Raw genomic sequence first — 26095 nt, forward strand, 5'->3', positions numbered from 1 at the left:
GTCAGGCAGATTTGCGAACGGGCGGTGGCGGCAGCAGCGCATCGGCATAGAAGCGCTGCGCGACATCGGGATGCGAGCGCAAACGACCTTTGAGGTAGTTCCAGCCGACATCGCGAAACAGTGGGTTGAGCGGATCACTGGCCGGCCCGCGCGCCTCGCGCAACAGTGCGGTGGGCAATGGATACAGGGGCACCACAGCGTCGAGTTGCGCGCCAAGGAAGAAGGCGATGGACAGGCGTTCGCTGCCCTCGGGCGGTGATACGACCCGGTGCACCGTAGCGCGCAGATAACCGTTGCTGGCCAGTTCGAGCAGTTCACCGATGTTCACCACCAGAGTGTTCTCGCGCGGCAACGCGTCGATCCAGCGGCCGTCTTCGATTTCGACCTGCAGACCGGCCTGCTGGTCTTGCAGGAGAAAGCTGAGGAAACCGGAGTCCTTGTGCGCGCCGACACCTTGATGGCTCGATTCGCTGGACTGGCCGGGATAGCGCATCAGTTTGATGTGTTCGTTGGGTTTGTCGCCGTAGAGTTGATCGAAAGCATCGGCGCGCAGCGACAGTGCCTGAGCGAAGGCGCGCAGCAGGCGCAATGACATCCGCGTCATCGCTTCTTGCCATTCCAGCAGTAACGGTTTCAGTTCCGGCAATGCCGCCGGCCATTGGTTGGGACCTTGCAGCCGCGCCCAGAACGGGCTGTCCGCCGTCAAGGGCAGCGCCTCGCGCTCGGCGCCCAGATCGAACTGTTCACGCAAATCGGGCTGGCCACGGGTGATCTCCGAGGCGGCACGGTTGTAACCGCGAAAGTGCGGTGAATTGATCATGCCAACGGCGGTTTTCTCGCTGTCGGACAAGGCGAAGAACTGCTGAGCATGAGCCTGAACGCGCTTGAGTAAAGCGCTGTCGATGCCGTGACCGGTCAGGTAGAAGAAGCCAACATCGCGGGCGGCGTGGCGCAGGTTTTCAAGAAACTCGTAACGCTGCTGTGCCGTGCCTTCGAACAGCGACAGGTCCAGCGTCGGTAATGCGGTGATGTCGAGGGTATGCGGCATGATTCACTCCCGTGTGAATCAAACCTGAAAAACCTGTGATCGATTCAGCGTGTGCCGTCATGGCAATCGGGGGTCTATCGGTTTGATGCGTTTTGATTCGTCGTTAAATCAAAACTAAACGATCTTAAAAATACGTAGCCAATATCTTTTTCGCATTACCTTAGGCCCGATTTCCCCTCACCCCAGCCCTCTCCCGAGGGAGAGGGAGCCGACCAAGTTGTCTTGCGATATACGTCGACCTGAAAAACCGGGTTGGATTCGGTACAAAACGTTCAGGTCGACATAGCGCTCAAGATCAACTCGATCAGTCCCCTCACCCCAGCCCTCTCCCGAGGGAGAGGGAGCCGACCGTGTTGTCTTGCGTTATACGTCGACCTGAACGACCGGGTTGGATTCGGTACAAAACGTTCAGGTCGACGTAGCGCTCAAGATCAACTCGATCAGTCCCCTCACCCCAGCCCTCTCCCAGAGGGAGAGGGAGCCGACCGTGTTGTCTTGCGTTATACGTCGACCTGAACGACCGGGTTGGATTCGGTACAAAACGTTCAGGTCGACGTAGCGCTCAAGATCAACTCGATCAGTCCCCTCACCCCAGCCCTCTCCCGAGGGAGAGGGAGCCGACCGTGTTGTCTTGCGTTATACGTCGACCTGAACGACCGGGTTGGATTCGGTACAAAACGTTCAGGTCGACGTAGCGCTCAAGATCAACTCGATCAGTCCCCTCACCCCAGCCCTCTCCCAGAGGGAGAGGGAGCCGACCGTGTTATCTTGCGTTATACGTCGACCTGAACGACCGGGTTGGATTCGGTACAAAACGTTCAGGTCGACGTAGCACTCAAGATCACCCCGATCAGTCCCCTCTCCCTCTGGGAGAGGGTTAGGGTGAGGGAATCAGACGACGCGGTATCAAGCCTCTTGCAACGCACGCGGCCGCTGACTGCGCTGTTCGGCACTAACGTCCGGTGCCGGTTGCAACTGGAAGTCGAACTTCAGCTCGGCATAACGCCCCAACGCCGCGTCCTCACGAAACACCACCTCCCCGACCAACCCTTCACGGGTCGCATAGGCGAAGTCATCCCACAAATACTGATCACCCGACAGATTGATCTGCGTGGTCAGGTGCCGATGCCCCGGCGCGCTGATGAAGAAGTGCACATGGGCTGGGCGCTGGCCATGGCGGCCGAGCAGGTTCAGGCATTCCTGGGTCGGCCCTTGCGGATCGCAACCATACCCGGACGGCACGATACTGCGAGCGCGGTAACGGCCTTCGGCGTCGGTGATGATGCGGCGACGCAGGTTGTATTCGGACTGGCTCGAGTCGAAAAACGAGTAAGTGCCCTTGGTGTTCGCATGCCACAGGTCAACCGTGGCACCGGCCAATGGCTGGCCATGCAGATCGAACACCTGACCTTCAAGAAGCATCACCGTGGCGACGCCCTCCTCACTGCCGTCATCCATTCGGCACTCACCTTCACACAACGGTGCGCCAGCCACGTACAGCGGGCCTTCGATGGTGCGCGGCGTGCCGCCGGTCAAGCCGACCTGTGCGTCCTTGGCGTCCTGCAACAGGTCGAGGAAATGCTCCAGGCCAAGGCCGGCGACCAGCAGTCCTGCTTCCGAGCGAGCGCCCAAACGGTTGAAATAATCGACCGTTTTCCAGAACTCGTCCTCGCTGATTTCAAGGTCTTCGATGATTTTCGCGCTGTCCTGCAAGATGCGCAGGACGATGGTTTTCAGACGGGAGTTACCGTCATCGTTGGCAAAACCGGCGGCTTCTTTGAAGAACGTTTGCAGCTCGGCGGTGTGGGCTATTTTCACGGTCATGGTGGTTTACCTCATCTTGTTGTTTTGTCGGTGCAGTTCTCTTACTCAGCGCACTTCCCCTGTGGGAGCGAGCTTGCTCGCGAATGCGTTGTGTCATCCTGCATCTATGGCGACTGGCTCACCGCTTTCGCGAGCAAGCTCGCTCCCACAAGGGAAATGCGGCGAGCTCAGAATTAGCGGTCGTCGCTGTGCATCGACGACGGATGCCGGCACAGGCCATCCACCTCGATGTCCATGTAGGGAAACAACGGCAAGCGCATCAGCGTGTCGTGCAGCGCCTCAACGCTCGGCACATCGAAAACGCTGTAATTGGCGTAGTGCCCGGCAATGCGCCACAGGTGCCGCCATACGCCTTCGCGTTGCAGGCGTTGCGCGAGTTCCTTCTCGTCAGCCTTGAGCCGATTGGCCAGTGACGGATCCATATCGACGGGCAATTTCACGGTCATTTTTACGTGGAACAACATGCTGGTTCTCCTGATTCAATGGCGACGAAAACGCGCCAGACGCTCTTCATCCAGCGCTAGGCCAAGGCCCGGAGTTCGCGGGATGTGCAGGTGAAAATCGCGGTACTGCGGCGTTTCGATGACGATGTCTTCTGTCAGCAACAGTGGGCCGAACAGCTCGGTGCTCCAAGTCAGTTGCTTAAGGGTCAGGAAGGCATGCGCCGAGGCCAGCGTGCCGACGGAGCCTTCGAGCATGGTGCCGCCGTACAGCGCGATGCCAGCGGCTTCGGCGATCTGCGCGGTTCTGAGCACGGCACGCGGGCCGCCGTTCTTGGCGATTTTCAGGGCGAACACACTGGCGGCGCCGTCGGCAGCGAGGCTGAAGGCGTCTTCGACACTTTCGATCGATTCGTCGGCCATAATAGGTGCCGGGCTGCGCTGATTCAGGCGAATCTGCCCGGAGCGATTGACCCGCGAAATCGGCTGCTCAATCAACTCGATGCCATTGTCACCGAGCACCTGACAGCCACGAATCGCCTGGGATTCATCCCAATACTGGTTGACGTCGACCCGCACGCTGGCGCGTTCGCCCAAGGCTTTTTTGATCGCCACGACGTGCTTGAGGTCTTGCTCCAGCGGATTGGCGCCGATCTTCAATTTGAAGATGCGATGGCGGCGTGCTTCAAGCATCTGCTCTGCTTCGGCGATGTCGCGGGCGGTGTCGCCGCTGGCCAGAGTCCAGGCCACCTCGAGGCTGTCACGCACGCGGCCGCCGAGCAGCTCGCTGACCGGCAGTCCGAGGCGTTTGCCTTGAGCATCGAGCAGTGCGCTTTCGATGCCGGACTTGGCGAAGGTGTTGCCTTTGGCGATCTTGTCGAGCCGCTGCATCGCCGCGTTGATGTTGTCGGCTTCCATGCCCACCAGCGCTGGTGCGAGATGCGCATCGATATTGGCTTTGATGCTTTCCGGGCTTTCGTAGCCGTAGGCTAGGCCACCGATGGTGGTGGCTTCGCCGATGCCTTCAATGCCATCGCTGCAACGCAGGCGCAGGATCACCAGCGTCTGTTTCTGCATCGTGTGCATCGCCAGTTTGTGCGGGCGGATGGTCGGCAGGTCGACGATGATCGTCGACAGGCTCTCAATCAGAATTCGCTGCATTTCAATGTCCTTGAAAAGTGCTCAACCGAGGTCGCCGCCACCGACCGGCAAGGTCACGCCGGTGATGTACGAGGCGTCATCGGAAGCCAGAAAGAGGATCGCTCCGACCTGTTCGTCGAGGCTGCCGTAGCGCTTCATCAGGCTGCTGTCGAGGGTTTGCGCGACGATCTCCTGATACCAGGCCTGCTCCTGCGCCGACTGTTCGCCGGCATTGCGCGGGATGCGTCGCGGCGGAGCTTCGGTGCCGCCCGGTGCGGTGGCGTTGACGCGAATCCCGCGCTCGGCGTTCTCGAACGCCAGGCACGCAGTCAGGGCATTGATGCCGCCCTTGGCCGCGCCGTACGGCACGCGATTGATGCTGCGGGTAGCGATCGACGACACGTTGACGATGGCGCCGCGCCCTTGCTTGAGCATGGACGGCAGCGCCGCGTGGCAGCACCATAGAGTCGGAAACAGCGAACGGCGCACTTCCGCTTCGATCTGTTCGACTTCGTAGTGCTCGAACGGCTTGGCCCAGATCGTGCCGCCGACGTTGTTGATCAGGATGTCGAGGCGGCCGAAGGTGTTGATCGCCTCGGCCATGACCCGCGCACAATCGGCGTATTGTTCAAGGTCAGCGGTCAGCACGAGAACGCCCTCGCCTTGCAGTTCGTGAACCAGTTCCGAGCGATCAACCGCGATCACTTGCGCGCCTTCGTTCAGCAGGCGCTCGCACACCCGGCGGCCGATGCCCTGCGCCGCGCCGGTAACCAGCGCGACCTTGTTGGAGAATCTGTTGTTCATGGCAACCTCGAAGGAAGGGATTCAGGCAGCCGCAGCGGCGAATTTTTCGTAGTAGAAATTCGCCGGGGTGATGCCCTGTTCACGAATGTATTGGCTGACCGCTTCGACCATCGGCGGCGGACCGCACAGGTACACGTCGACATCGCCTTCATTGAGATGGCGCGGTTCGATGTGCTGAGTGACGTAGCCCTTAAGTGGATGCGCGCTCTGCGGATTGGCCACGCAAGCGCCGAAACTGAAGTTGGGAATACGCGCGGCAAGCGCTTCGAGGCGGTCGAGTTCGACCAGATCGAAATCGTTGGTCACGCCGTAGATCAAATGCACGGGATGATCGCTGCCCTGCTCGGCGATTTTCTCCAGCATTGCGGTGAACGGTGCCAAGCCTGTGCCGCCCGCCAGCAACAAGAGCGGGCGCTTGATTTCGCGCAGGTAAAAACTGCCCAACGGCCCGGCCAGATTCAGACTGTCACCCGCTTTGGCCAGCCCGGTCAGAAAGCTGCTCATCAAGCCACCGGGCACGTTGCGAATCAGAAAGCTGACCTCGCCATTCTTCTGCAACGAACTGAAGGAATAGGCGCGGGTCTGCTCGCTGCCCGGCACTTGCAGGTTGACGTACTGACCCGGCAGAAACGCCAGTTTGCTCAGGGCTTCGCCCTTGATCGACAGCGCGATAGTGCTCTCGGACAGTTGCCGCACATCGCTGATCGAAGCCTGGAAATTCGCTTTCTCGGTCTTGCACACTTGCGAGCCGGCCGGCACGCGGATGACGCAATCGCTTTCGGCGCGCATCTGGCAGGTCAGCACGTAACCTTGCTCGAGTTCGTCCGCGCTCAAGGCGTCTTCGATGAAGTTGTCGCCCATGTCGTACCGCCCGGCTTCGGCGAAACATTTACAGGTTCCGCAGGCGCCGTCACGGCAGTCCAGCGGGATATTGATGCCCTGGCGATACGCCGCGTCGGCGACGGTTTCATGGCCGCCAGCCTCGATGAATCGGGTGACGCCGTCTTCAAAATTAAGCGCAATCTGGAAATTCATGGTGCACCTCGCCGTGTCGACTAGATGTGGTAGATGTCGATGACCTGACGGACGTAATCGTTTTTCAGCACGACTTTCTTGGCCTTGATCAGCGGCTGTTCGCCACGCAGATCGAGGGTGTAGAAACTGCTGCCGAAGTAGCTGTCAGTGACCTGGTAGCGGAAGCTCAGGGTGTGCCAGTTAAAGCGAACCTGACACTGGCCTTCGCCCTGCTCGACGATTTCGATGTTGCTCAGGTTGTGCGAGGTGCGGGTGTCGGGAATGGTCGCGCTGGAGCGCTCGGTCTTGATCCGGAAGATGCGGTCTTCGAGGCCGCCACGGTTGCCGTACCAGATCAACGAGATTTCGCTTTGCGGGTCTTCGGTGAGCGTGTCGTTGTCGTCCCAGGCCGGCATCCAGAAGGTCGCATCGGCGGCGTACAGTTCCAGCCATTGATCCCACTGGCCGTCATCGAGGTAGCGCGCTTCGCGGTAGAGAAAATCGCGCACGATGTCGTAGAGGTTGCTCATCACACGGCCTCCACGGGAATCAGTTGTGGTTCGGTGGCAGCGGCTTTGAGCATGGTTTCTTGCCAGTATTTGTGTTGCAGCACAAACAGGCCTTCGTCTTCGGTGCGCATGCCCGAGAGCAGTGGCTTGAGATCGATTTCCTCGGCTGCTGCGTCCGCGCCTTCGACCCAATGCGTCGCGCCACGGGACATATCATTCCAGCCACGACCCGCGCCGTAACCGGTCTGGCACGAGCGGAACTCTTCCAGATCATCCGGCGTGGCCATGCCGCTGACGTTGAAGAAGTCTTCGTACTGACGAATGCGTTTGGCCCGGGCTTCGGCGCTCTCGCCTTTGGGGGCGATGCAGTAAATGGTGATTTCCGTTTTGTCGACCGAGATCGGCCGGGCGATGCGGATCTGTGAGCTGAACTGATCCATTAGATACACGTTCGGGTACAGGCACAGGTTGCGCGAGTTTTCGATCATCCAGTCGGCACGGGCCTGGCCGAAATCACGGGCGAGTTCGTCGCGACGCTCATAAGCGGGACGGTCTTCAGGGTTAGCCCAACGAGTCCAGAGCAACAGATGGCCGTGATCGAAGGAGTAGAAACCGCCGCCCTTCTTCGCCCAGCTGCCAGCGCTCATGGTCTTGATCGCTTCGCCCGCTTCGCGCTGCTGGCGCTGGTTCTGGGTGGCGGCGTAGTTCCAGTGCACGGAGCTGACGTGGTAGCCGTCGGCACCGTTTTCGGCGGTGAGTTTCCAGTTGCCTTCGTAGATATAGGAACTGGAACCGCGTAGCACTTCCAGACCTTCTGGCGACTGATCGACGATCATGTCGATGATCTTCGCTGACTCGCCCAAGTGCTCGGCGAGGGATTTCACATCGGCATTGAGGCTGCCGAACAGAAAGCCGCGATAGGACTCGAAACGCGCAACCCTGGTCAGGTCATGGGAGCCTTCGCAATTGAAGCCTGCAGGATAGCCGGCTTCGCTCGGGTCTTTGACCTTGAGCAGTTTGCCGCTGTTGTTGAAGGTCCAGCCGTGGAACGGGCAGGTGTAGCTGGAGCGATTGCCGGACTTGTGCCGGCAAAGCATGGCGCCGCGATGGCTGCAGGCATTGAGGAACGCGTTGAGCACACCGTCCTTGTTGCGCGCGATGAAGATCGGCTGGCGCCCCATGCTGGTGGTGAGAAAATCGTTGTTGTTGGGCAGCTGGCTTTCGTGGGCGAGGTAAATCCAGTTGCCCTCGAAGATGTTCGCCATCTCCAGTTCGAACAGACGCGGATCGGTGAACATCTCCCGCTTGCAGCGGTAGGCGCCCTTCTCCTTGTCTTCTTCAAGCATGGCATTGAGGTAGTCGATTCCCAGGGACATGGCCGGGGCCTCCATTGTTATTGTTCAGGCCAGGTCAGGTTAGGGAGGCACAGCGAGGGGCAATAGCCGAATCCTGCAGATCGCTATCCGTTTTGTGCAGGATGGCGCGGCAGATGATTCGGCGTGTTTCGAAGGGAGGTATCAGTGGCGGCGCTTGAAGGTCTGTGACGGCAGTTCGCCGAACTGTTGGCGATAGCTTTCGGAGAAACGGCCCAGGTGCAGGAAGCCGTAATCCAGGGCCAGTTCGGTGAGGTTGCGCACCGGGCAGCTCGGGTCGCTGAGGCAGGCGTGAATGCGTGCCAGCTTGCGCTGGCGGATGTATTGCATCGGCGTGATGCCGAGTTGACGTTCGAACAAGCTGTACAGCGAGCGCGGGCTCATGCTCGCCTGCGCCGCCAGATGTTCGGCGGGCAAATCCAGTTTCAGATTGCGTTCGATGTAATCGAGGATGCGCTCGAAGCTGACATTCGGTGCGCTCAGGCATTCACGGCTGACGTTGGTGTTCATCAGCGATATGAGTTTGCTGCCGATGATTTGCGCGTAATGCTCCTGCACCCGCAGCAACGGATCGCTGGCCTCGGCTTCCTGGCAGATCATCGCCAGCAGGTTGGTGAAGCCTTCCAGCTCATTCAACTGATAGTGATTGCGCAGGAATCGAACACCACTCGCAGGGCGTATCCAGCGCTGCTCGTCGCACACCGTTTCGAGCACGCTGACGGGCACCTTGAGGATGAATTTCTCGCAGTCGTCGGAGTACGTCAGATCGACGGGATCGTCCGGGTTGATCAGCAATAACTCACCAGGCACCAAATGCTGTTCGCGCTTGTGTCCACGCCACAGGCAATTGCCCTGCAACAGCACTTGCAGGTGGTATACGGTCTCCAGCGCCGCCGAGGTCACGCGCACGCTGCCGCCATAGCTGATGCGCGCCAGATCGAGATCGGCGAGTTTGCGGTGGTTGAGGCTGGCTTGCGGGTGGGTGGTTCTGGACAGGCCGATGAAGTGCTGGCCGACGTGCTGATTGACGTAGTCGGAGACGGCATAAGGGTCAGCGTGACGAAACACGCTGCTGCGATCGCTCAGCAGATGGCTGTCCATGGGGCATTGCTCGTTGTTGTCGTTATTTTGGGATCACGGGGTTTCAGGCATCACGACTCACAGTACGCCGGAGTGTCGGGGTGGGCAATTGGACGAAGGTTTGGGTGCTCGATAATCGAACGTTTTTTGCGGATTAAGGGGTGGTTTGAACTAGGCCTACACTTGCCGAAGAAATGCCCTACACGCCAAAAAATCCGATACAGAAAAATCCTACTTATGACAGTTTTAAAAAACAAAAAAAGCCCGTTCCAGTCGAAACTGAAACGGGCTTCTCCCACCTCAACGGCCCTTACTTCAGGTCGTCAAAATGGTCTCGCAGGAACTCGTAAAAGCGAAACGCTTTAAACAATCTCCATACAAGGCTCAGCGTACGCAGCAAAAGCTTCATACGTTTTGGCCTCCAGCGCTGGGGGCCAAACCTCCAGCAAGCTTACCGGATCATGCGTGCCTTCAGCCTGCACGTTAAAGCAGCTAGTGAGGCGGCCGGTTGAAATCCCTCCGAAACATCATTCCGGCACGGGTGCAAACCGTGTCAAAGGGCATGAAACCGTTTAGTCACCAGCCTGGCCTCACCGCTGCTCGAACAAGTGAGCGCCCGCATCATAACCTTCATTCAAAGGCTTTCAGGAAAAGTAATTTTCTGTTTTGTTAACCATTATTTCTGCCAGCTTTTTCTGGAAATGAAATAGCGCAAACAACCAGTTTCTTACGAACTTTAACCTTGCAAGGGGGCCCAAAGACTCCTACCATGAGCGAACGTTAAAGCAGCTAGTGAAGCAACAAACCTCAGCCGCAAACCGAGGTTAAAAAACCACCCCGCTAAGGTGGTTTTTTTTCGTCTGCCTTTTCACTGCACCCGCCGATGAAAATCAGATCACAACGCCCGCGCCCACGTCTGCCTCACCAGATCCTTGCCAAAGCTCTGAACCGCCTCCTCCTCCACCAGTTCAAATCCGGCCTGCTGATAAATCTTGCGCGCTGCCGTCAGGTTGCTGGTCGTCCACAAGGTCATTTTCTGGTAACCAACCTGGCGGGCGAAACGCAGGCACTCCTCGACCAGACGACTGCCAATGCCCAAGCCCCGCGCGCTGGCGTCGACATAGAGCATGCGCAGTTTGGCGGTGGTGGCGTCCTGGCGGACGATGAACACGGAACCAATGACCTTGCCGTCCTTTTCCGCGATCCAGCAACGCTCGCTCGTCGGGTCGTAATCGCGTAAATACTTGGCGACCACCTCGGCCACCAGCGTTTCGAACTCCGCGTTCCAGCCGTATTCGCGGGTATATAGCGCGGCTTGCTGCTGCATCACCGTGCCCATGTCACCGGGCTGCGGATCGCGTAACACGTAGTTCGAATCCTTGTTGCCTTGCAGCAGTGTCTGGATCAGCGTCATGGCGCCGATCAGTTGTTTCTGCTGCGGTTCAGGTAATCGCTCGAGCATGGTGACAATCTGTTCGCGGGAAGCCTTTTCCAGCGGGATCAGGATTTCACGGCCGAGGTCAGTAAGGTGTAACTGCGCAGCGCGAGCGTCCGTGGGCGACGGGACTTTCTGGATCAGGCCGCGCTTCTCGAAACCGCTGATGATCCGGCTCATGTAGCCGGCGTCCAGCCCAAGCATCTGGCGTAGATCGGCGCTGGTCAGGTCGCCACGCGAGGCCAGTTCATAGAGGATCCGCAACTCAGTCAGCGAGTAGTCGCTTTGCAGCAGATGCTCCTGCAGTACGCCGATCTGATGGGTGTAGAAGCGGTTGAAGCCGCGCACGACGTCGGCTTGCTCAAGAAGATCGGTGCTGGACATGGTAAATGCTCAGTTAATTGCTTAAGGCAACTATATATTTGCCTTAAGCAACCATGTCAACAGAAAGCTATTTGCATTTGGCCAACACCACCTGACAGGTGTTAGGCGTGCCCCCGGAGCGCCCCGCATAACGGATGCAGTTGTTCATCGATTTCTGTCGGGCCATATTCAAACTGGAACCCCAAGCCAGACCGCCCTCGCCGACCGACGGCAAGGCTTTGGCGTAACAGGCGTCACCGACGCCGGAAGGCGGATAGTGTTGGCGGCTTGAGCAGCCTGCCGTCAGCGCCAGGCTGAGGGCAATCAAGGTGAGAAAAACCCCACGCGAGCATCGGTTAATCATTGCATTTCACCTGCCGCAAAGGGGTCGTAATCTGCTGAGTCTAGCCCCCTCACCTGCACAAATCTTCTAAACGTCGATGATCATTGCGCGGTATTTTATGGGGCCGCACCTTTCAACGGCGAACACTGGAGCCTTCGTGGATAAACGCAACTGGCTCGAACTGTCCCAGGATGTCGACACCGGGATTGAATCGATTCGCGCTCACTTCGAGGGGCACGCCTACGATCCGCACTGGCATGACAGTTTTCTCGTCGGCGTTACCGAGCAAGGTGTGCAGCAGTTCAATTGCCGCCGCGTGCGCCATCGCAGCACGCCGGGCAATGTGTTCCTGCTGGAGCCGGGGGAAATTCACGATGGGCAGGCGCCGACCGAGGAAGGCTTCACCTATTCGATGCTCTACCTTGATCCGCATTGGCTTGAGCGTGAACTGCACGCGCTGTTCGAAGACGCACCGTCCGACAGCCAACCCGGTTTTGCCGACACGCTGAGCCAGGATCCGCGTCTGGCTACCGCGATCAGTCACGCTTTCCATGCGCTGCATGACGGTGATTTACGCATCGTCCGCCAAACTGCCATTGATGGTTTGCTGGGCTCGATCACGCGCCATCTCGCGTGGCGTAAACACCAGGATCTCGATCCGCGTCTACCGTTGGTGGCGCAACTGGCGCGGGATTATCTGCACGCGCATACCTATGAAGACATCGGTCTCGATGACCTCGCCCGGGTCTGCGGGGTAGATCGCTTTCGATTGAGCCGCGCGTTCAAGACAGCCTTTGGCCTGGCGCCGCACGCGTACCTGATCCAGTTGCGCCTGGCCAAGGCGCGACAGTTGCTGGCGCGCGGTGAAACGCCGGCGCAGGTCGCCAGCGTGCTCGGCTTTGCTGATCAGAGTCATCTCGGTCGCTGGTTCCGTCGCGCCTACCAACTCACCCCCGCCGACTACCGCAAGCGCTGCTCAAACCTTCCAGACTGACGCACGCCGACTGGCGATCATGGATGCCTGTTTTAATTTTCAGGAAATCCGGATCATGGCGTCATTACTGCCCTTTCTGCTGTTTGCTTTCGTCGCTTCGATCACCCCGGGGCCGACCAATATTCTGGCGTTGAGCCACAGTTCGCGCCAAGGTTTGCTTGCCACGCTGCCGATCATTTTTGGCGCCTGCGCGGCGGCGGCGTTGATCGTGCTGGTGGTCGGCCTCGGTGCCGGCGAAACCTTACTGCGCTATCCGCGCGTACAACAAGCCATGGCCTGGGGCGGTGTGATTTGGTTGAGTTGGCTGGCGTGGCAAATTTTTCGCAGTGCGCCGCCGTCGCTCGACCCGACGGATACGCAGGAAGAACGTTTCAGCGTGCTGGGCGCCGCCATGCTGCAACTGGTCAATCCCAAGGTGTGGATGATGGCGGTGGCGGTGGTCAGCGTGTTTGTTGGTGGGGGTGACAAGACCCTGCGGCTGGTGGTGTTGTCGTTGGCATTTCTGCTGGTGTCGTTGCCGTGCATGACTTTCTGGGCGTTGCTGGGTGTGGGTAGTGCTCGCTTGATGGGATCGCCCAAGGCGTTCAAGCGCATGAACGCAACACTCGCGTTGTTGCTGCTGCTCTCGGCATGGTTGACCGTCCTGGCCTAGTGCCCCGTAGCCTGCCGATACTCGCGCGGAGTAAACCCGGTCGAGGCCTTGAACTGGCGCGTGAAGGCGCTGTGATCGGTGTAGCCGCATTGCAGGGCCACATCGGTTATCGGCAGATCGGTGTGCAACAACCGGTGCGCATGTTCGAGGCGCACTTTCTGGATCATCTGCCGTGGCGTCAGGTGGAACACCCGTTTGCAGTAACGCTCCAGTTGCGCCACGGAAATGCCGGCGATGCGGGTCAGTTCACCGAGGGTGACGCGGCGATTGAAGTTCGCGCGGATATGTTCATCGACAGCCGCCAACCGCTCGAATGCCGGGTGCGTTTCACTGGCCGATTGCAGGTCCACCGAAATCCCCGCCAGACCAATAATCACCCCGTCACGGTTATACAACGGCTGCTTGTGCGTCAGGCACCAGCCCGGCTCGCGGCTGCCGTACAGATGCAGTTCGAGCTGATCCTCCAGCACCAAGCCCTCCTCCAGCACCTTGCGATCCTGTTCGGTGTAGCCCGGCCCGAGTTGCGCCGGGAACACCTGCGCGCTGGTCTTGCCCAGTAACGGACGCAAACCCTTCAAGCCACAGCGCTGCACCAGCGTGCGATTGGCGAGCACGTAACGGGCCTGCACATCCTTGATGAAAATCGCCGCGTTGGGGATCACGTCGAGCATCGGCAACAGCTGCGTGGCGCCGGCCACCAGTTCTTCCAGCGTCTGCGGACGATTGCCCTCCATGCCTTGAGCCAGAATCGAAAACGCCTGTTGCATCAAACAATCCTCTCGTAACGTGGATCGACCGCGTGCCCGCCATGCGGCGCTCGCGTGCAGATTGCAGCATCGTTCCCGGCGTGTTGAGGGCCGTGTTTCATCTGAAAAACTGTGCTGATTTCGTCATCGAACCCTGCAAAAAACATCAATCGCCGCGAGGTCGATGAGTTCAAAGTCTGGCCGTCCCAGTGACACAACTGCCTATCCAATAACTCACAAGAAGGCGATGCCATGTCAGGCCAAGGCAAGTTCAAAAAACAGCTTTCATTGATCGACCTCACATTTATCGGGCTGGGGGCGATCTTCGGTTCCGGCTGGTTGTTCGCGGCCAGTCATGTGTCCGCCATCGCCGGGCCGGCGGGGATTTTTTCCTGGCTGCTGGGCGGTTTTGCCGTGTTGTTGCTGGGCATCGTCTACTGCGAACTAGGCGCGGCATTACCGCGTGCCGGCGGCGTGGTGCGTTATCCGGTTTATTCCCACGGCCCGCTGCTCGGCTACTTGATGGGCTTCATCACCCTGATTGCGTTTTCCAGTCTGGTGGCGATTGAAGTGGTCGCTTCGCGCCAATACGCCGCAGCGTGGTTTCCCGGGCTGACCAAGGCCGGCACGGGCGACCCGACGATTCTCGGCTGGATGGTGCAGTTCGGTCTGCTCTGCGTGTTCTTCCTGCTCAACTACCGCAGCGTCAAGACCTTCGCCAAGGCCAACAATCTGGTCAGCGTGTTCAAGTTCATCGTGCCGCTGTTGGTGATCGGCGTGCTGTTCACCTTCTTCAAACCCGCCAATTTCGAGGTGCAGGGCTTCGCGCCTTTTGGTCTCTCCGGTGTGGAAATGGCCGTGTCAGCGGGCGGCATCATTTTCGCGTATCTGGGCCTGACGCCGATCATCTCGGTGGCCAGTGAAGTGAAGAATCCACAGCGCACCATTCCCATTGCGTTGATCCTCTCGGTACTGCTGTCGACACTGATTTATGTGCTGTTGCAAATGGCCTTTCTCGGCAGCATCCCGACGGAAATGCTCGCCAACGGCTGGGCCGGGATCAGCAAGGAATTTGCCCTGCCGTACCGTGACATCGCCTTGGCGCTGGGCGTCGGCTGGCTGGCGTATCTGGTGGTCGCCGACGCAGTGATCTCGCCGAGCGGCTGCGGCAATATCTACATGAACGCCACCCCGCGAGTGATCTACGGCTGGGCGCAGACCGGCACCTTCTTCAAGGTCTTCACCCACATCGATGAAAAGTCCGGCATCCCGCGCCCGGCGCTGTGGCTGACGTTTGCCCTGTCGGTGTTCTGGACCCTGCCATTCCCGTCGTGGGAAGCGTTGATCAACGTGGTCTCCGCCGCCCTGGTGTTGAGCTACGCCGTGGCGCCGGTGTCGGTGGCCGCGCTGCGACGCAATGCGCCAGACATGCCACGGCCGTTCCGGGTCAAGTGCATGGGCGTGCTCGGGCCGGTGTCGTTCATCATCGCCGCGCTGATCGTCTACTGGTCGGGCTGGAACACTGTGTCGTGGCTGCTCGGCCTGCAGATCCTGATGTTCGTCGTCTATCTGCTCTGCGGCCGTTTCGTGCCGACCGCTCACCTCAATCTGGCCCGCCAGGTGCGCTCCTCGGCGTGGCTGATCGCCTTCTACGCGGTGACCATCGTGTTGTCGAAACTCGGCACCTTTGGTGGTCTGGGCATTCTTGCTCATCCGTTCGACACGATCGTCGTCGCCGCTTGCGCCACCGGTATTTATTACTGGGGCGCGGCGACCGGTGTACCGGCGCATCTGCTGCGCCTGGAAGAGGACGACGAGGAAAGCGAAGTCGCCGCCCCCGCCTCGACCGTGTCTGCGCGCCCTGCCGGCGCCTATTGAAATCACCCAACGGGACTTATTCATGAAACGAGTACATGTCATTGATTCCCACACTGGCGGTGAACCGACGCGCCTGGTGATGAGCGGCTTCCCCGATCTGCCCGGCACCAGCATGGTAGAAAAACGCGATGCCCTGCGCACTCAGCATGACCAATGGCGCCGCGCCTGCCTGCTGGAACCGCGCGGCAACGATGTGCTGGTCGGCGCGCTGTATTGCGAGCCAGTCTCGGCGGACGCCACCTGCGGGGTGATCTTCTTCAACAACGCCGGCTACCTCGGCATGTGCGGCCACGGCACTATCGGTCTGATCAACTCGCTGCAATACCTGGGGCAGATCGAACCTGGGGTACACAAAATCGACACCCCGGTCGGCCCGGTCAGCGCCACGTTGCATGACGACGGCTCAGTCACGCTGGGCAACGTTCCCGCTTACCGGCATCGCAAACAGGTACCGGTGGACGTGCCGGGATTCGGCCGCGTATTCGGCGATATCGCTTACGGCGGCAACTGGTTTTTCCTCGTTTCCGAGCACGGCCAGACGCTGACGATGGACAACGTCGAACACCTCACGGCGTACACCTGGGCGATGCTCAAAGCTCTTGAGGACCAAGGCATTTACGGCGAGGACGGCGCGGTGATCGACCACATCGAACTGTTCGCAGACGACGCCGTTGCCGATAGCCGCAACTTCGTCATGTGCCCCGGCAAAGCCTACGACCGCTCCCCGTGCGGCACCGGCACCAGCGCCAAACTCGCCTGTCTGGCCGCCGACGACAAGCTGCAACCCGGCGCGACCTGGCTGCAGGCGAGCATCACCGGCAGCCAATTCGAAGGCCGCTTCGAATGGCATGGCGAGCGCATCCGCCCGTACATCACTGGCCGCGCCTACATCACCGCCGACAGCACCTTGCTGATCGACGAAGCAGACCCGTTCGCGTGGGGCATCTGAACCGCCACGCTGACTTTTCACCTCAATTTGAACGATGTGCCAAGGAGTTAAAACAATGAGCGACAACATCTTCACCGGTTGCATGCCGGCCCTGATGACCCCATGCACCGCCCAGCGCAAACCGGACTTCGATGCCTTGGTGGCCAAGGGTCGCGAACTGATCGATATCGGCATGAGCGCCGTGGTTTATTGCGGCTCAATGGGCGACTGGCCGCTGCTGACCGAGGCCGAGCGTCAGGAAGGCGTGGCGCGTCTGGTGGCCGCCGGGATTCCAACCATCGTCGGCACCGGCGCAGTGAACTCACGCGAAGCGGTTTCCCACGCAGCGCACGCGGCGAAAGTCGGCGCGCAAGGTTTGATGGTGATTCCACGTGTGCTGTCCCGTGGTGCTTCGCCAGCCGCGCAAAAAGCCCACTTCGCAGCGATTCTGCAAGCGGCGCCGAACCTGCCGGCGGTGATCTACAACAGTCCCTACTACGGCTTCGCCACCCGCGCCGATCTGTTCTTCGAACTGCGTCGCGAGCACCCGAACCTAATCGGCTTCAAGGAATTCGGCGGTGCTGCCGACCTGCGTTACGCCGCCGAAAACATCACGTCCAAAGACGATGACGTGACCTTGATGGTCGGCGTCGATACGCAAGTGGTGCACGGTTTCGTCAACTGCAACGCCACCGGCGCTATCACCGGCATCGGCAACGCCCTGCCCCGCGAAGTTCTGCAACTGGTCGCCCTGAGCAAGCAAGCGGCCAAGGGTGATGCCAAGGCCCGTCGTCAGGCGCGGGAGCTGGAATCGGCACTGGCCGTGTTGTCGTCGTTCGATGAGGGCTGCGATCTGGTGCTGTATTACAAACACCTGATGGTGCTTAACGGTGACAAGGAATACACCCTGCACTTCAATGAAACCGATGCGTTGAGCGACTCACAGCGGCGTTATGCCGAGAAGCAGTATTCGCTGTTCCGTCACTGGTACGAGAACTGGTCGGCGCAACAGAACCTCGCCTGACAGCGCTCCTCGCCTGCCGCGAAGCTTTGTGATTCGCGGCAGGCACCCCTCTTTTTTATCAGGAAGACACCATGACTTTGACGGGCCACATGCTGATCGGACAGCACACGATTGCCGGCAATCGCAGCGCCATTCGAGGGATCAATCCGGCCACGAATGAAACCCTGGAACCGGCGTACGCCGGTGGAGCGGCCGAGCATGTCGAACAGGCCTGCGCCCTGGCCTGGGCAGCGTTCGACGTTTATCGCGAGACAACCCTGAATGTCCGCGCCGAATTCCTGGAAAGCATTACCGATGAAATCGAAACCCTCGGCGATGAACTGATCGACCGTGCCCACGCCGAAACCGGCCTGCCGCGCGCGCGCCTGCTAGGCGAACGCGGGCGTACCTGCCAGCAATTAAGGATGTTTGCTCGCACGGTCCGCGCTGGTGAATGGCTGGATGTGCGCGTCGATAGCGCGCAGCCACAACGCCAACCGCTGCCGCGTGCGGATCTGCGTCAGCGTCAGATCGCGCTGGGGCCGGTCGCGGTCTTCGGCGCGAGCAACTTCCCATTGGCGTTTTCGGTGGCGGGCGGTGACACCGCCTCAGCACTCGCCGCCGGTTGCCCGGTGATCGTCAAGGCGCACAGTGCGCACCCCGGCACCAGCGAACTGGTCGGCCGCGCGGTCGCTCGGGCGGTAAAAGCCTGTGGTTTGCCGGAAGGCGTGTTCTCGTTGCTGTACGGTTCCGGCCGCGAAGTGGGCATTGCGCTGGTCACTGATCCACGAATCAAAGCAGTGGGTTTCACTGGGTCGCGCAACGGCGGTCTGGCGCTGATTCAAGCGGCGCAAGCGCGGCCCGAACCGATTCCGGTGTACGCGGAAATGAGTTCGATCAATCCGGTACTGCTGTTTCCAGCGGCGCTGGACAATCGCACCCAGGCATTGGCTGAAGGGTTTGTGGCTTCACTGACATTGGGCGCGGGCCAGTTCTGTACCAACCCGGGATTAGTGATCGCGCTGAAAGGACCAGCGCTGGACAAGTTCATCGCCGCCACCGCCGAAGTCATTCGACGCAGCCCCGCGCAAACGATGCTCACACCGGGCATCTTCAGTGCTTATGAGTCTGCCGTGAATGCGCTGACCGAGAATGCCAATGCAAACATCGCGGGCGTTGGTCAGATCGGCAATGGCCCGAACCAATCTCAGGCCCATGTATTCGTGACCGAGGCCGCTGACTTTCTCGCCGATCACCACCTGCAAGCCGAAGCCTTCGGTGCGGCAGCGCTGATGGTGCAATGCAGCAGTGAGGCGGAAATCCACCAGGTCGCCGAACATCTGGAAGGCCAGTTGACCGCGACATTGCATCTGGATGACCAAGACCTGGAGCAGGCTCGCGCATTGCTGCCGACCCTGGAGCGCAAGGCCGGCCGCTTGCTGGTCAACGGCTGGCCTACCGGGGTCGAGGTGTGTGACGCGATGGTGCACGGAGGACCATTCCCGGCCACGTCCGACGCGCGCACGACCTCGGTCGGCACAGCAGCGATCCTGCGTTTCCTGCGCCCGGTGTGCTATCAGGACTTCCCCGACCGCTTGTTGCCCGCCGCACTGAAACAGGCCAATCCGCTGCAACTGCGGCGTCTGCTGGATGGGCAAAGGGAAGCGCAGCGCCATGGCGAATAACGTCTCCCACGACATCGCCGTGGTCGGCGCCGGGGTCATCGGCGTCGCCTGCGCACTGCGTCTGGCTCGCCAGGGTTTGCGCGTGGTGGTGATCGATCAGCAGCAACCCGGCCACGGCGCCTCGTTCGGCAACGCCGGGCATCTGGCGACCGAGCAGGTGTTTCCGATTGCCGACGCGTCCATCCTCAAACGTCTGCCAGCCATGCTGATGGACCCGATGGGACCGTTGCGGCTGGACTGGAAGTACCTGCCGCGCGCCTTGCCATGGTTCACCCGGCTACTGCTGAATCTGCGCGCGGCGCCTTTTCAAAACACCGTGGCAGGCTTGCGCGCGCTCAATGAAAGCAGTCTTGAGGCCTGGCAGCGCTTGCTCGCCGATATCCAGCGGCCAGACTTGCTGAAGATCGATGGCTCGTTGCTGGTGTTCGAACGTCCCGAATCGCGTCAGGCAATCCAGGCATTACAGGCTCGACTGCATCAGCAGCAGGTGCCGGTCGACCTCTGGCAGGCCGGCGCCATACGCGAAACCGCGCCGCAACTCAGCGAACAGACTCAGGGCGGCTTGTTCTTCCCGCGCACCGGGCATTTCATTGATCCGTATCGCGTGGTGTGTGAACTGGTCGAAGCAGCCAAGGCCAGTGGTGTGAGTTTTGTCCAGCAACAGGTTCAGGGCGGTTACGTGCAGGAACACGGCGTTTCGCTGATCACCGGCAATGGTGGTCTGACTGCTCGCCGCGTGCTGATCGCCTGCGGCGCCCACTCAGCGAAACTCACCGCCGCCCTCACCGGCAAAAAAGTACCGCTGGACACCGAGCGCGGTTATCACCTGATGCTGCCGCAGGAGCACAACCGACTGCCCTTCCCCGTGACCTCGCTGGAGCGCAAGTTCATCATGACGCCGATGTCCGAAGGCTTGCGCCTGGCCGGCACCGTCGAGTTTGCCGGACTGGAAAAGCCACCGAGCATGGAGCGCGCGTGGCAGTTGCACCGGTTGAGTCAGGGCTTGTTTCGCAAGAATTTGAATGCTGAAGCGGCGACGCCGTGGATGGGCTTTCGGCCGTCATTGCCGGATTCGCTGCCGGTGATTGATCAGGTCTGTGAGGGCAAGGTGTTGCTTGCATTTGGGCATCAGCATCTGGGGCTGACGCAGGCGGCGGTAACGGCGGAGATGGTGGTGCGGATGGTTTTGCCAGCGACTGCAAAAGAGGCCTGTAGGCTGCCACTCAACGAACGGTACAAGCTCGATCGTTTCTGAATGAAAGTCTCTGATCCACAAGTCTGCTTTCCGGCGCAGGCTTGTGGCCGCGCACGGGCAGATCGGCAGACGTTACAAAGGCATTAACCAATGTCGCTCAATGGTCCATCCCAGAAAAACCCTCGCGCCCTCATCTTTTTGACGGCTCAAGGTCAGCCGATGCCCGGCAGCGGCAATACGCAACCCAATCATGGCAGGCAGAAACCTTTCGCGGAATTCGCTGGACTGCGCTGCGAAATGCGACTCGAGGCTGTCGAGCGCAGCACGCAACAGTTCGCCATCCAGCATCGACAAGTAAAACATCATCTGACGCCAGGCATACGCCGTGTTCTTCAACATCACCAGACGCGCATGGTAATACGTGATGTGCATTTGTTGCCGCTTGCAAATCCACTCGAAGCACGCCCGCGCCAGCGCGCCTAAACGATGATGCAGCAGTGTTTTCAGGTTCAGTTCGCCGAACAGGAGCGCGAGGTTTTGCGTCGTCAGAATCTGCTGCTGTTCGAGGATCGTACCGTTGACCGCTGGCCGCCACGTGCCAAAGGTGGCGTTTGCCCGCTGTGCGCACAGCGTCGCCAACGCATCACGGCTGTTGCTTCTGCGCCGAGATCGGCGCTGATCGGGAAGGCCTGCCAGGCCATCCGTATCAATGTCGTAATAACGAGCGTAAAGCGTTCCGGCTACAAATCTGGCCGATTGCCTGGCCGCTCTCGTGAACTTGTTGGAGAACGCGCCCATAAAAATGTCAGCCGCCACCTCATCGACGAAAGGAAGATTCAGCTTCGCCGTTTCAGCCAGTGAAACAAACTCCTGCAGTAGCTTGTTCGGAAGAATGGCCTGCGGAAACGCCGACAGGGTCATTGCAGAGGCCTCGACCAACGCCTGTCTGGCACCCGCGGCGGAGATAGCACTCGCCTCACGCTCACCCTCTAAAGCCGCGACCCACGGTAGCTCGGCAATTTTGACCTGACTTTGCAGGTTGAGCAGCAGTAACGAGCGCCGACGACGGAAAGCACGATACGTCGCCCCCGCCAACGACTGCAGTATCCCGTCCCGGTATACGGAACTACAGATTTGCGCCGTCATTGCTGGCAGAACCTGCGCCACGGTATCCGCGGATGAGATCAAACCATGGTCAATCAACTCGGCGATTGTTCCCTTGCGGCAACGCTCGAGGCGGCGACGCACAGCAGGCGGGATCATCCAGCCAAAGGGCAGCCGATGACGCTTCGCCTCTTCATCGGTGATCGGTTCAAGCAGCGGCGAAAAGTCACTGACGCCGTCCGACCCCGGATAATTTGCCAAACGCTCCGAGACAGCACGGGCAATCAAATGATGCCCGGGGGCCGCCACATGATGGCGCTGATCTGCCCGTTTAAGGGAATGTGCGACAGATTCGGGATGCCCGTGTTTGGCAACAAAGTCATCAACGATGCGTCGGATGCGACCGACTTGGCGACCCGTCAATGATGCTTGATCGCGCAAACAATGATCGAGCAACGCAAACAGTTCCGCCGCCCGGGTCTCGAAGGGACTGTTGCTGCGACGTTCAGCGCTACAGGTTAGAGCGATCTGCTCGTCGAGTGCCGTTGCGCGTTCGAACCAGCCTTCAGGATAGTGTCGGCAAGGCCAGCCATCCTGATAGGTCAAAAGAAACAGTGATACCGCAGCGTCGTAGAGAGGCAGACGATTTTCAACCACATGCTTTTGAACGGCCACACGCGGTTGAGGCAATTGCCGGGCCAGTCGCTGCCTGACACTGGCGCTATCAAAAACATGCACCTCAGCCGTAGAAATCGGCGGCTCGTCCAAGGCACTCGGGAAGAAGCGTAGGCGATCAAAGAAAGGCGCGATCTGCTCGATCAGCGTTCGCGCCTCGTCAGCACGCTGATGCCGCAAAAGCCATGACACTGCCAGCAGGGCGGCTTCCTCCGGAACATCAATTTGATAGGTGCCGTTAATCAAACGCTCTTGCAGCGTTGCGATGCCCGCATCCGATAGGTGCCAGACGTTGAGATCGAACCGTTCATGACCGGCACGAATGCCGGGGATCGACGCGACTAACTGGCGCTCGTAGTCAGTCAAAGCGCCACCGGCCAGAAGTTGCCCGGTGGCAAATCCACCCGTCGCCACGTCCAGCGTGACCCACTGCGGCAAATCGGCGAATGGCACGCGTGAACCGTACTGTGCGCTGCCCTGCTTCAGATGTTCGAATACCCGCAACCAGCGCTCGACTCGATCGCGTGCTTGCTGGTCAGCATCTCGCTGTGAAGCGGTCAACGCTCGGGAGAGCTGGAACGCCGCATAACCGGCACCCACGCCACCGTGCTCGCCGAACTCACTGTCGTGCCTGGACATACTTCCTTGTGACCCTGCAATGTAATGGGTCCGGGGGCTGGATTCGAACCAGCGCCCACCCGGTTAAGAGCCGAGTGTTCCACCGCTGAACTACCCCGGAACAGAGCGCGCATTGTCGACCAGCCTCGAAGGAATGTGAAGCCGGTGTCTGTTGCGAGACAATTCCCTCGCACAGGCTGAAATGAGTACGCCGTTACTATCTTTGGGAGCCGATCCTGTCACTCTTGACCTCGTATCGAGGCGTCTGCGCCAAGGCAGCCTGTTTTATATTTAATGGCAACCGTTGTAGAAATTCAGCCCAATAGGAATAGGCAATGTTCGAAGATAAACCGGCATAGGTGCCTCGTTCGCTGATCGCTACCATGGACTCAGACCTGACCCAATGGGAGCTCAACATGATTCACGCTAAAACCCTGTTCATCACCGGCGTCAGCAGCGGTTTCGGCCATGCGCTGGCCAAAGAAGCCATTGCCAACGGCCACCGCGTGATCGGCACTGTGCGCAATGAAACCGATTTGAAAAACTTCCAGGCGCTGGCCCCGGACAACGCTTACGGCGTGCTGCTGGACGTCACTGATTTTGAGCGGATCGACAGCGTCGTGGCGCAGGTCGAAGCCACTCATGGCCCCGTCGATGTGCTGGTCAACAATGCCGGTTACGGTCACGAAGGCGTTTTCGAAGAATCACCGCTGCAAGACATGCGTCGTCAGTTCGACGTCAATGTGTTCGGCGCGGTGGCGATGATCAAAGCGTTCCTGCCCTTTTTCCGCCAACGCCGTGCGGGGCACATCCTCAACATCACCTCCATGGGCGGCACCATCACCATGCCGGGCATCGCCTATTACTGCGGGAGCAAATTTGCGCTGGAAGGAATCTCCGATACCTTGAGCAAGGAGCTGCGGCCGTTCAATATCTTCGTTACTGCCGTGGCACCGGGTTCGTTCCGCACGGATTGGGCGGGCCGTTCGATGCAACGTACTGCGCGCAGCATTGGCGACTATGACGCCAGTTTCGACCCGATCCGCAAAGCCCGCGAAGAGAAAAGCGGCCAGCAACTGGGCGATCCGCAAAAAGCGGCCCAAGCAATGCTGCAAATCATCGTCAGCCCCGCACCACCAGCCCACTTGCTTCTGGGGAGCGACGCCTTGAATCTGGTCCGTGACAAACTGAAAAATGCAGCCAGCGAGATTGACCAGTGGGAAGCGCTGAGCCGGTCCACCGATCATTGAGAGAGGACGTGATGACGCAGGTCGATGCGAGCACCGCGCGCATGGTGCAGCTCATGAAGGCCCTCGCCCCGGTTGAGGGCTACAACCTCAGCGCCCTCGACGGCGTACGTTTCCTGCGTTCGAATCGGCCACTGACGCGCACGCCGGTGCTGTATGACCCCGGCATCGTGATTCTCTGCCAGGGCCGTAAACGCGGCTATCTGGGAGAGGACACCTACGTCTATGACGCACAGCACTATCTGGTGGTCTCGGTGCCTATTCCTTTCACCATGGAGACCGACGCTACTGAGGCCGAGCCGATGCTTGCCATCTACATGCACCTCGACTTTCAGTTGGCCAGCGAGTTGATGCTGCAAGTGGATGATGTGCATGGCCCAAGCGATGCCCCGCCCAAAGGCATGTACGCCTCGCCCATGGACGCTTCGCTGCGGGCGACAACCCTGCGTTTTCTGGAAGCAATGAGCATTGCCGGCGAAGCGCAGATCCTCGGGCCGTCGCTGCTGCGGGAGATCTATTACCGCATCCTCACCGGCGAGCAAGGTGGCTCCATGCGCGCGGCGCTCAACCGGCAGGGACATTTCGGCAAAGTCACTCGCGCGATCCGCAAGATCCATAGCTGTTATCAGCAGCGACTCGATGTCGAGCAACTGGCCCATGAAGCCAGCATGAGCGTGCCGAGTTTCCACCTGCATTTTCGCAGCGTCACCGATACTTCGCCCATGCAATACCTGAAGTCGACGCGGTTGCATCAGGCGCGCCTGTTGATGCTGCGCCAAACCATGTCGGCGTCAGCAGCAGCCTTCAACGTGGGATACGAAAGTGCTTCGCAATTCAGTCGTGAGTTCAAACGCTTCTTCGGCAGGACGCCACAAGCCGAGATCGAATGGATGAAAGCGACGTATGCACTGCCATTGCCGACCACAGCGTCGGAGTATGTTTCGTCGCATTAACGGACAAGCCACAAACGAAAAAACCTGCTTTGAGGGCAGGCTTTTTTCGATTTGGGTGGCGGTGAGCGCTGAAGCTGTACTAGTCGTAAAACGCCTCGACCAACACCCGACTGCCGACAAAAAAACTGTCCGCCACCAAGCGCAACGGTTGGACATCCAGATCACTGGCCTTGTCGCCAATCAACTGCTGAAAGTGCCGATACACCGCCGCGTACTCGCTCTCCTCCGACACGGCCTGGCGGACACCGTCGATGCTCAACAACGCTCCGCCGTTGTCCAGGCGCAACACGCCTTCAGCGCAACGGACCTCGATACTCCACAGCTCATCATGCCCATGGTCAAAATCAAACTCCGCGCGCACATCGAGGCGGCGGGCGTCAGACATTCTGATCGAAGCGGCAATCGGCGACTGGCAGTTGTTCGGGACACGCAGCTCAGCTGATTCGACAAACAGCGGCAACTTGAGCAGATGAGTGACGATCGACAAGGCATTGATGCCCGGATCGAACACCCCGAGGCCGCCGGGTTGCCAGATCCAGGTCTGGCCGGGGTGCCACTTGCGCACGTCTTCTTTCCAGTCGATCTGCACGCTTTGCAGGGTGCGCGTGGCGAGCCAGTCGCGAGCGGCTTCAATACCGGGCGCGTAGCGTGAATGCCAGGCAAACAAGGCACTGACGCCCTGCTCTGTAGCCTGATCGACCAAGGCCATTGCCTCGCCCAACGTGGCGCACGGTGGCTTTTCCACCAGCACGTGTTTGCCGGCGGCCAGCGCTTGCTGCACCAGCGCAAAACGACCTTGCGGCGGCGTGCAGAAGGCAATCGCGTCAACCGGCGGACCGTTTTCCAGCAACTCACTCAACGATTGGAAGTTTTCCACGCCAGCGCAAGGCTTGCCTTGGGTGGCGACGGAGACCAGGCGGAATGCGGGATTGGCGAGGATTGCCGGGACATGTTGATCCTGGGCAATCTTGCCGTAGCCCACCAGACCGAGACGGATTGGTTGCATCAATGACTCCTGTTTTGATTTTGTTGTCGTCAGTGAAC

23 protein-coding genes and 1 tRNA gene are annotated in these 26095 nt (G+C 59.7%); 9 read left to right on the forward strand and 15 right to left on the reverse strand.

The annotated features are described in order from the left end of the window. Nucleotide 1: 1 nt before the first annotated feature. The 11 genes from ACZZ0G_RS29190 to ACZZ0G_RS29240 form a co-directional block, all read right to left on the reverse strand. Entirely contained in the window at nucleotides 2–1048 is a 1047-nt protein-coding gene (locus ACZZ0G_RS29190; protein ID WP_463558622.1) for an isopenicillin N synthase family dioxygenase, read from the reverse strand. A gap of 906 nt (nucleotides 1049–1954) precedes the next feature. Then, nucleotides 1955–2872 (reverse strand): catechol 1,2-dioxygenase, encoded by a 918-nt coding sequence (gene catA, locus ACZZ0G_RS29195; protein WP_463558623.1) that lies wholly within the window; start codon nucleotides 2870–2872, stop codon nucleotides 1955–1957. Nucleotides 2873–3045: 173 nt separating this feature from the next. Next, nucleotides 3046–3336 carry a muconolactone Delta-isomerase gene (gene catC / locus ACZZ0G_RS29200; RefSeq protein ID WP_463396569.1) on the reverse strand — a complete coding sequence of 97 codons (291 nt, stop codon included), beginning with the start codon at nucleotides 3334–3336 and terminating at the stop codon, nucleotides 3046–3048. 15 nt (nucleotides 3337–3351) lie between these two features. Continuing rightward, nucleotides 3352–4473 (reverse strand): muconate cycloisomerase family protein, encoded by a 1122-nt coding sequence (locus ACZZ0G_RS29205; RefSeq protein ID WP_463558624.1) that lies wholly within the window; start codon nucleotides 4471–4473, stop codon nucleotides 3352–3354. Between the two features lie 21 nt (nucleotides 4474–4494). Next, the gene (locus tag ACZZ0G_RS29210; RefSeq protein ID WP_463558625.1) at nucleotides 4495–5256 is read right to left on the reverse strand and encodes a 1,6-dihydroxycyclohexa-2,4-diene-1-carboxylate dehydrogenase; all 762 of its coding nucleotides are present in this window, start codon (nucleotides 5254–5256) and stop codon (nucleotides 4495–4497) included. A 21-nt stretch (nucleotides 5257–5277) separates the two neighbouring features. Further along, a complete protein-coding gene (benC, locus tag ACZZ0G_RS29215; protein ID WP_463558626.1) occupies nucleotides 5278–6291 on the reverse strand; it encodes a benzoate 1,2-dioxygenase electron transfer component BenC in 1014 nt (337 codons plus the stop codon). 20 nt (nucleotides 6292–6311) lie between these two features. Continuing rightward, nucleotides 6312–6800, reverse strand: a complete 489-nt coding sequence (gene benB / locus ACZZ0G_RS29220; protein ID WP_463558627.1) for a benzoate 1,2-dioxygenase small subunit — start codon at nucleotides 6798–6800, stop codon at nucleotides 6312–6314. Then, the gene (benA, locus tag ACZZ0G_RS29225; protein ID WP_463558628.1) at nucleotides 6800–8155 is read right to left on the reverse strand and encodes a benzoate 1,2-dioxygenase large subunit; all 1356 of its coding nucleotides are present in this window, start codon (nucleotides 8153–8155) and stop codon (nucleotides 6800–6802) included. The genes benB and benA overlap by 1 nt, the downstream gene beginning before the upstream one ends. 141 nt (nucleotides 8156–8296) lie before the next feature. Next, nucleotides 8297–9253, reverse strand: a complete 957-nt coding sequence (locus tag ACZZ0G_RS29230; RefSeq protein ID WP_463558629.1) for an AraC family transcriptional regulator — start codon at nucleotides 9251–9253, stop codon at nucleotides 8297–8299. A gap of 874 nt (nucleotides 9254–10127) precedes the next feature. After that, nucleotides 10128–11051 carry a bifunctional helix-turn-helix transcriptional regulator/GNAT family N-acetyltransferase gene (locus ACZZ0G_RS29235; protein ID WP_463558630.1) on the reverse strand — a complete coding sequence of 308 codons (924 nt, stop codon included), beginning with the start codon at nucleotides 11049–11051 and terminating at the stop codon, nucleotides 10128–10130. Between the two features lie 67 nt (nucleotides 11052–11118). Next, entirely contained in the window at nucleotides 11119–11394 is a 276-nt protein-coding gene (locus ACZZ0G_RS29240) for a hypothetical protein (RefSeq protein WP_463558631.1), read from the reverse strand. A 136-nt stretch (nucleotides 11395–11530) separates the two neighbouring features. Here ACZZ0G_RS29240 and ACZZ0G_RS29245 point away from each other — a divergent pair, with 136 nt between their 5' ends. Together ACZZ0G_RS29245 and ACZZ0G_RS29250 are read left to right on the forward strand one after the other, a co-directional pair. Next, complete coding sequence (locus tag ACZZ0G_RS29245; RefSeq protein ID WP_463558632.1) at nucleotides 11531–12367, forward strand: AraC family transcriptional regulator; 837 nt, start codon at nucleotides 11531–11533, stop codon at nucleotides 12365–12367. Nucleotides 12368–12422: 55 nt separating this feature from the next. Next, complete coding sequence (locus ACZZ0G_RS29250) at nucleotides 12423–13019, forward strand: LysE family translocator (protein WP_463558633.1); 597 nt, start codon at nucleotides 12423–12425, stop codon at nucleotides 13017–13019. On the opposite strand, the gene ACZZ0G_RS29255 is transcribed toward ACZZ0G_RS29250, so the two are convergent. Next, a complete protein-coding gene (locus ACZZ0G_RS29255; protein WP_463558634.1) occupies nucleotides 13016–13786 on the reverse strand; it encodes a PAS domain-containing protein in 771 nt (256 codons plus the stop codon). The genes ACZZ0G_RS29250 and ACZZ0G_RS29255 overlap by 4 nt on opposite strands. A 231-nt stretch (nucleotides 13787–14017) precedes the next feature. On the opposite strand from ACZZ0G_RS29255, the gene ACZZ0G_RS29260 reads away from it, so the two are divergent. The 5 genes from ACZZ0G_RS29260 to ACZZ0G_RS29280 all read left to right on the forward strand — a co-directional run bounded on the left by ACZZ0G_RS29260 (nucleotide 14018) and on the right by ACZZ0G_RS29280 (nucleotide 20514). After that, nucleotides 14018–15643, forward strand: coding sequence for an APC family permease (locus ACZZ0G_RS29260; RefSeq protein WP_463558635.1), 1626 nt, complete (start codon nucleotides 14018–14020; stop codon nucleotides 15641–15643). A gap of 22 nt (nucleotides 15644–15665) precedes the next feature. Further along, the gene (locus ACZZ0G_RS29265) at nucleotides 15666–16592 is read left to right on the forward strand and encodes a 4-hydroxyproline epimerase (RefSeq protein WP_463558636.1); all 927 of its coding nucleotides are present in this window, start codon (nucleotides 15666–15668) and stop codon (nucleotides 16590–16592) included. A 55-nt stretch (nucleotides 16593–16647) separates the two neighbouring features. Further along, nucleotides 16648–17595 carry a dihydrodipicolinate synthase family protein gene (locus tag ACZZ0G_RS29270; RefSeq protein WP_463558637.1) on the forward strand — a complete coding sequence of 316 codons (948 nt, stop codon included), beginning with the start codon at nucleotides 16648–16650 and terminating at the stop codon, nucleotides 17593–17595. A 71-nt stretch (nucleotides 17596–17666) separates the two neighbouring features. Beyond that, nucleotides 17667–19259 (forward strand): aldehyde dehydrogenase (NADP(+)), encoded by a 1593-nt coding sequence (locus tag ACZZ0G_RS29275; RefSeq protein WP_463558638.1) that lies wholly within the window; start codon nucleotides 17667–17669, stop codon nucleotides 19257–19259. Continuing rightward, nucleotides 19249–20514 (forward strand): NAD(P)/FAD-dependent oxidoreductase, encoded by a 1266-nt coding sequence (locus ACZZ0G_RS29280; RefSeq protein WP_463558639.1) that lies wholly within the window; start codon nucleotides 19249–19251, stop codon nucleotides 20512–20514. Before ACZZ0G_RS29275 ends, ACZZ0G_RS29280 begins: the two co-directional genes overlap by 11 nt. Before the next feature lie 72 nt (nucleotides 20515–20586). On the opposite strand, the gene ACZZ0G_RS29285 is transcribed toward ACZZ0G_RS29280, so the two are convergent. Next, nucleotides 20587–22872, reverse strand: coding sequence for a hypothetical protein (locus tag ACZZ0G_RS29285; protein ID WP_463558640.1), 2286 nt, complete (start codon nucleotides 22870–22872; stop codon nucleotides 20587–20589). A gap of 25 nt (nucleotides 22873–22897) precedes the next feature. Continuing rightward, nucleotides 22898–22972, reverse strand: a tRNA-Lys gene (locus ACZZ0G_RS29290). 295 nt (nucleotides 22973–23267) lie between these two features. Here ACZZ0G_RS29290 and ACZZ0G_RS29295 point away from each other — a divergent pair. Together ACZZ0G_RS29295 and ACZZ0G_RS29300 are read left to right on the forward strand one after the other, a co-directional pair. After that, a complete protein-coding gene (locus tag ACZZ0G_RS29295; protein ID WP_463558641.1) occupies nucleotides 23268–24101 on the forward strand; it encodes an oxidoreductase in 834 nt (277 codons plus the stop codon). Between the two features lie 11 nt (nucleotides 24102–24112). Continuing rightward, a complete protein-coding gene (locus tag ACZZ0G_RS29300; RefSeq protein ID WP_463558642.1) occupies nucleotides 24113–25051 on the forward strand; it encodes an AraC family transcriptional regulator in 939 nt (312 codons plus the stop codon). Nucleotides 25052–25130: 79 nt separating this feature from the next. Here the strand turns inward: ACZZ0G_RS29300 and ACZZ0G_RS29305 are convergent, their stop codons facing one another. Then, nucleotides 25131–26057 (reverse strand): Gfo/Idh/MocA family protein, encoded by a 927-nt coding sequence (locus tag ACZZ0G_RS29305; protein WP_463558643.1) that lies wholly within the window; start codon nucleotides 26055–26057, stop codon nucleotides 25131–25133. Nucleotides 26058–26095: the final 38 nt, after the last annotated feature.

The organism is Pseudomonas sp. AC169 (genome assembly GCF_979258515.1).

Excerpts from the sequence above, each read along its gene's own strand:
- ACZZ0G_RS29280 (WP_463558639.1), top strand. The coding sequence starts at position 19,249 with ATGGCGAATAACGTCTCCCACGACATCGCCGTGGTCGGCGCCGGGGTC.
- ACZZ0G_RS29265 (WP_463558636.1), top strand. The coding sequence starts at position 15,666 with ATGAAACGAGTACATGTCATTGATTCCCACACTGGCGGTGAACCGACG.
- ACZZ0G_RS29240 (WP_463558631.1), bottom strand. The coding sequence starts at position 11,394 with ATGATTAACCGATGCTCGCGTGGGGTTTTTCTCACCTTGATTGCCCTC.
- catA (WP_463558623.1), bottom strand. The coding sequence starts at position 2,872 with ATGACCGTGAAAATAGCCCACACCGCCGAGCTGCAAACGTTCTTCAAA.
- ACZZ0G_RS29255 (WP_463558634.1), bottom strand. The coding sequence starts at position 13,786 with ATGCAACAGGCGTTTTCGATTCTGGCTCAAGGCATGGAGGGCAATCGT.
- benC (WP_463558626.1), bottom strand. The coding sequence starts at position 6,291 with ATGAATTTCCAGATTGCGCTTAATTTTGAAGACGGCGTCACCCGATTC.
- catC (WP_463396569.1), bottom strand. The coding sequence starts at position 3,336 with ATGTTGTTCCACGTAAAAATGACCGTGAAATTGCCCGTCGATATGGAT.
- ACZZ0G_RS29250 (WP_463558633.1), top strand. The coding sequence starts at position 12,423 with ATGGCGTCATTACTGCCCTTTCTGCTGTTTGCTTTCGTCGCTTCGATC.
- ACZZ0G_RS29300 (WP_463558642.1), top strand. The coding sequence starts at position 24,113 with ATGACGCAGGTCGATGCGAGCACCGCGCGCATGGTGCAGCTCATGAAG.
- ACZZ0G_RS29205 (WP_463558624.1), bottom strand. The coding sequence starts at position 4,473 with ATGCAGCGAATTCTGATTGAGAGCCTGTCGACGATCATCGTCGACCTG.
- ACZZ0G_RS29235 (WP_463558630.1), bottom strand. The coding sequence starts at position 11,051 with ATGTCCAGCACCGATCTTCTTGAGCAAGCCGACGTCGTGCGCGGCTTC.
- ACZZ0G_RS29210 (WP_463558625.1), bottom strand. The coding sequence starts at position 5,256 with ATGAACAACAGATTCTCCAACAAGGTCGCGCTGGTTACCGGCGCGGCG.
- benB (WP_463558627.1), bottom strand. The coding sequence starts at position 6,800 with ATGAGCAACCTCTACGACATCGTGCGCGATTTTCTCTACCGCGAAGCG.
- ACZZ0G_RS29270 (WP_463558637.1), top strand. The coding sequence starts at position 16,648 with ATGAGCGACAACATCTTCACCGGTTGCATGCCGGCCCTGATGACCCCA.
- ACZZ0G_RS29305 (WP_463558643.1), bottom strand. The coding sequence starts at position 26,057 with ATGCAACCAATCCGTCTCGGTCTGGTGGGCTACGGCAAGATTGCCCAG.
- ACZZ0G_RS29295 (WP_463558641.1), top strand. The coding sequence starts at position 23,268 with ATGATTCACGCTAAAACCCTGTTCATCACCGGCGTCAGCAGCGGTTTC.
- ACZZ0G_RS29190 (WP_463558622.1), bottom strand. The coding sequence starts at position 1,048 with ATGCCGCATACCCTCGACATCACCGCATTACCGACGCTGGACCTGTCG.
- benA (WP_463558628.1), bottom strand. The coding sequence starts at position 8,155 with ATGTCCCTGGGAATCGACTACCTCAATGCCATGCTTGAAGAAGACAAG.
- ACZZ0G_RS29285 (WP_463558640.1), bottom strand. The coding sequence starts at position 22,872 with ATGTCCAGGCACGACAGTGAGTTCGGCGAGCACGGTGGCGTGGGTGCC.
- ACZZ0G_RS29230 (WP_463558629.1), bottom strand. The coding sequence starts at position 9,253 with ATGGACAGCCATCTGCTGAGCGATCGCAGCAGCGTGTTTCGTCACGCT.
- ACZZ0G_RS29260 (WP_463558635.1), top strand. The coding sequence starts at position 14,018 with ATGTCAGGCCAAGGCAAGTTCAAAAAACAGCTTTCATTGATCGACCTC.
- ACZZ0G_RS29275 (WP_463558638.1), top strand. The coding sequence starts at position 17,667 with ATGACTTTGACGGGCCACATGCTGATCGGACAGCACACGATTGCCGGC.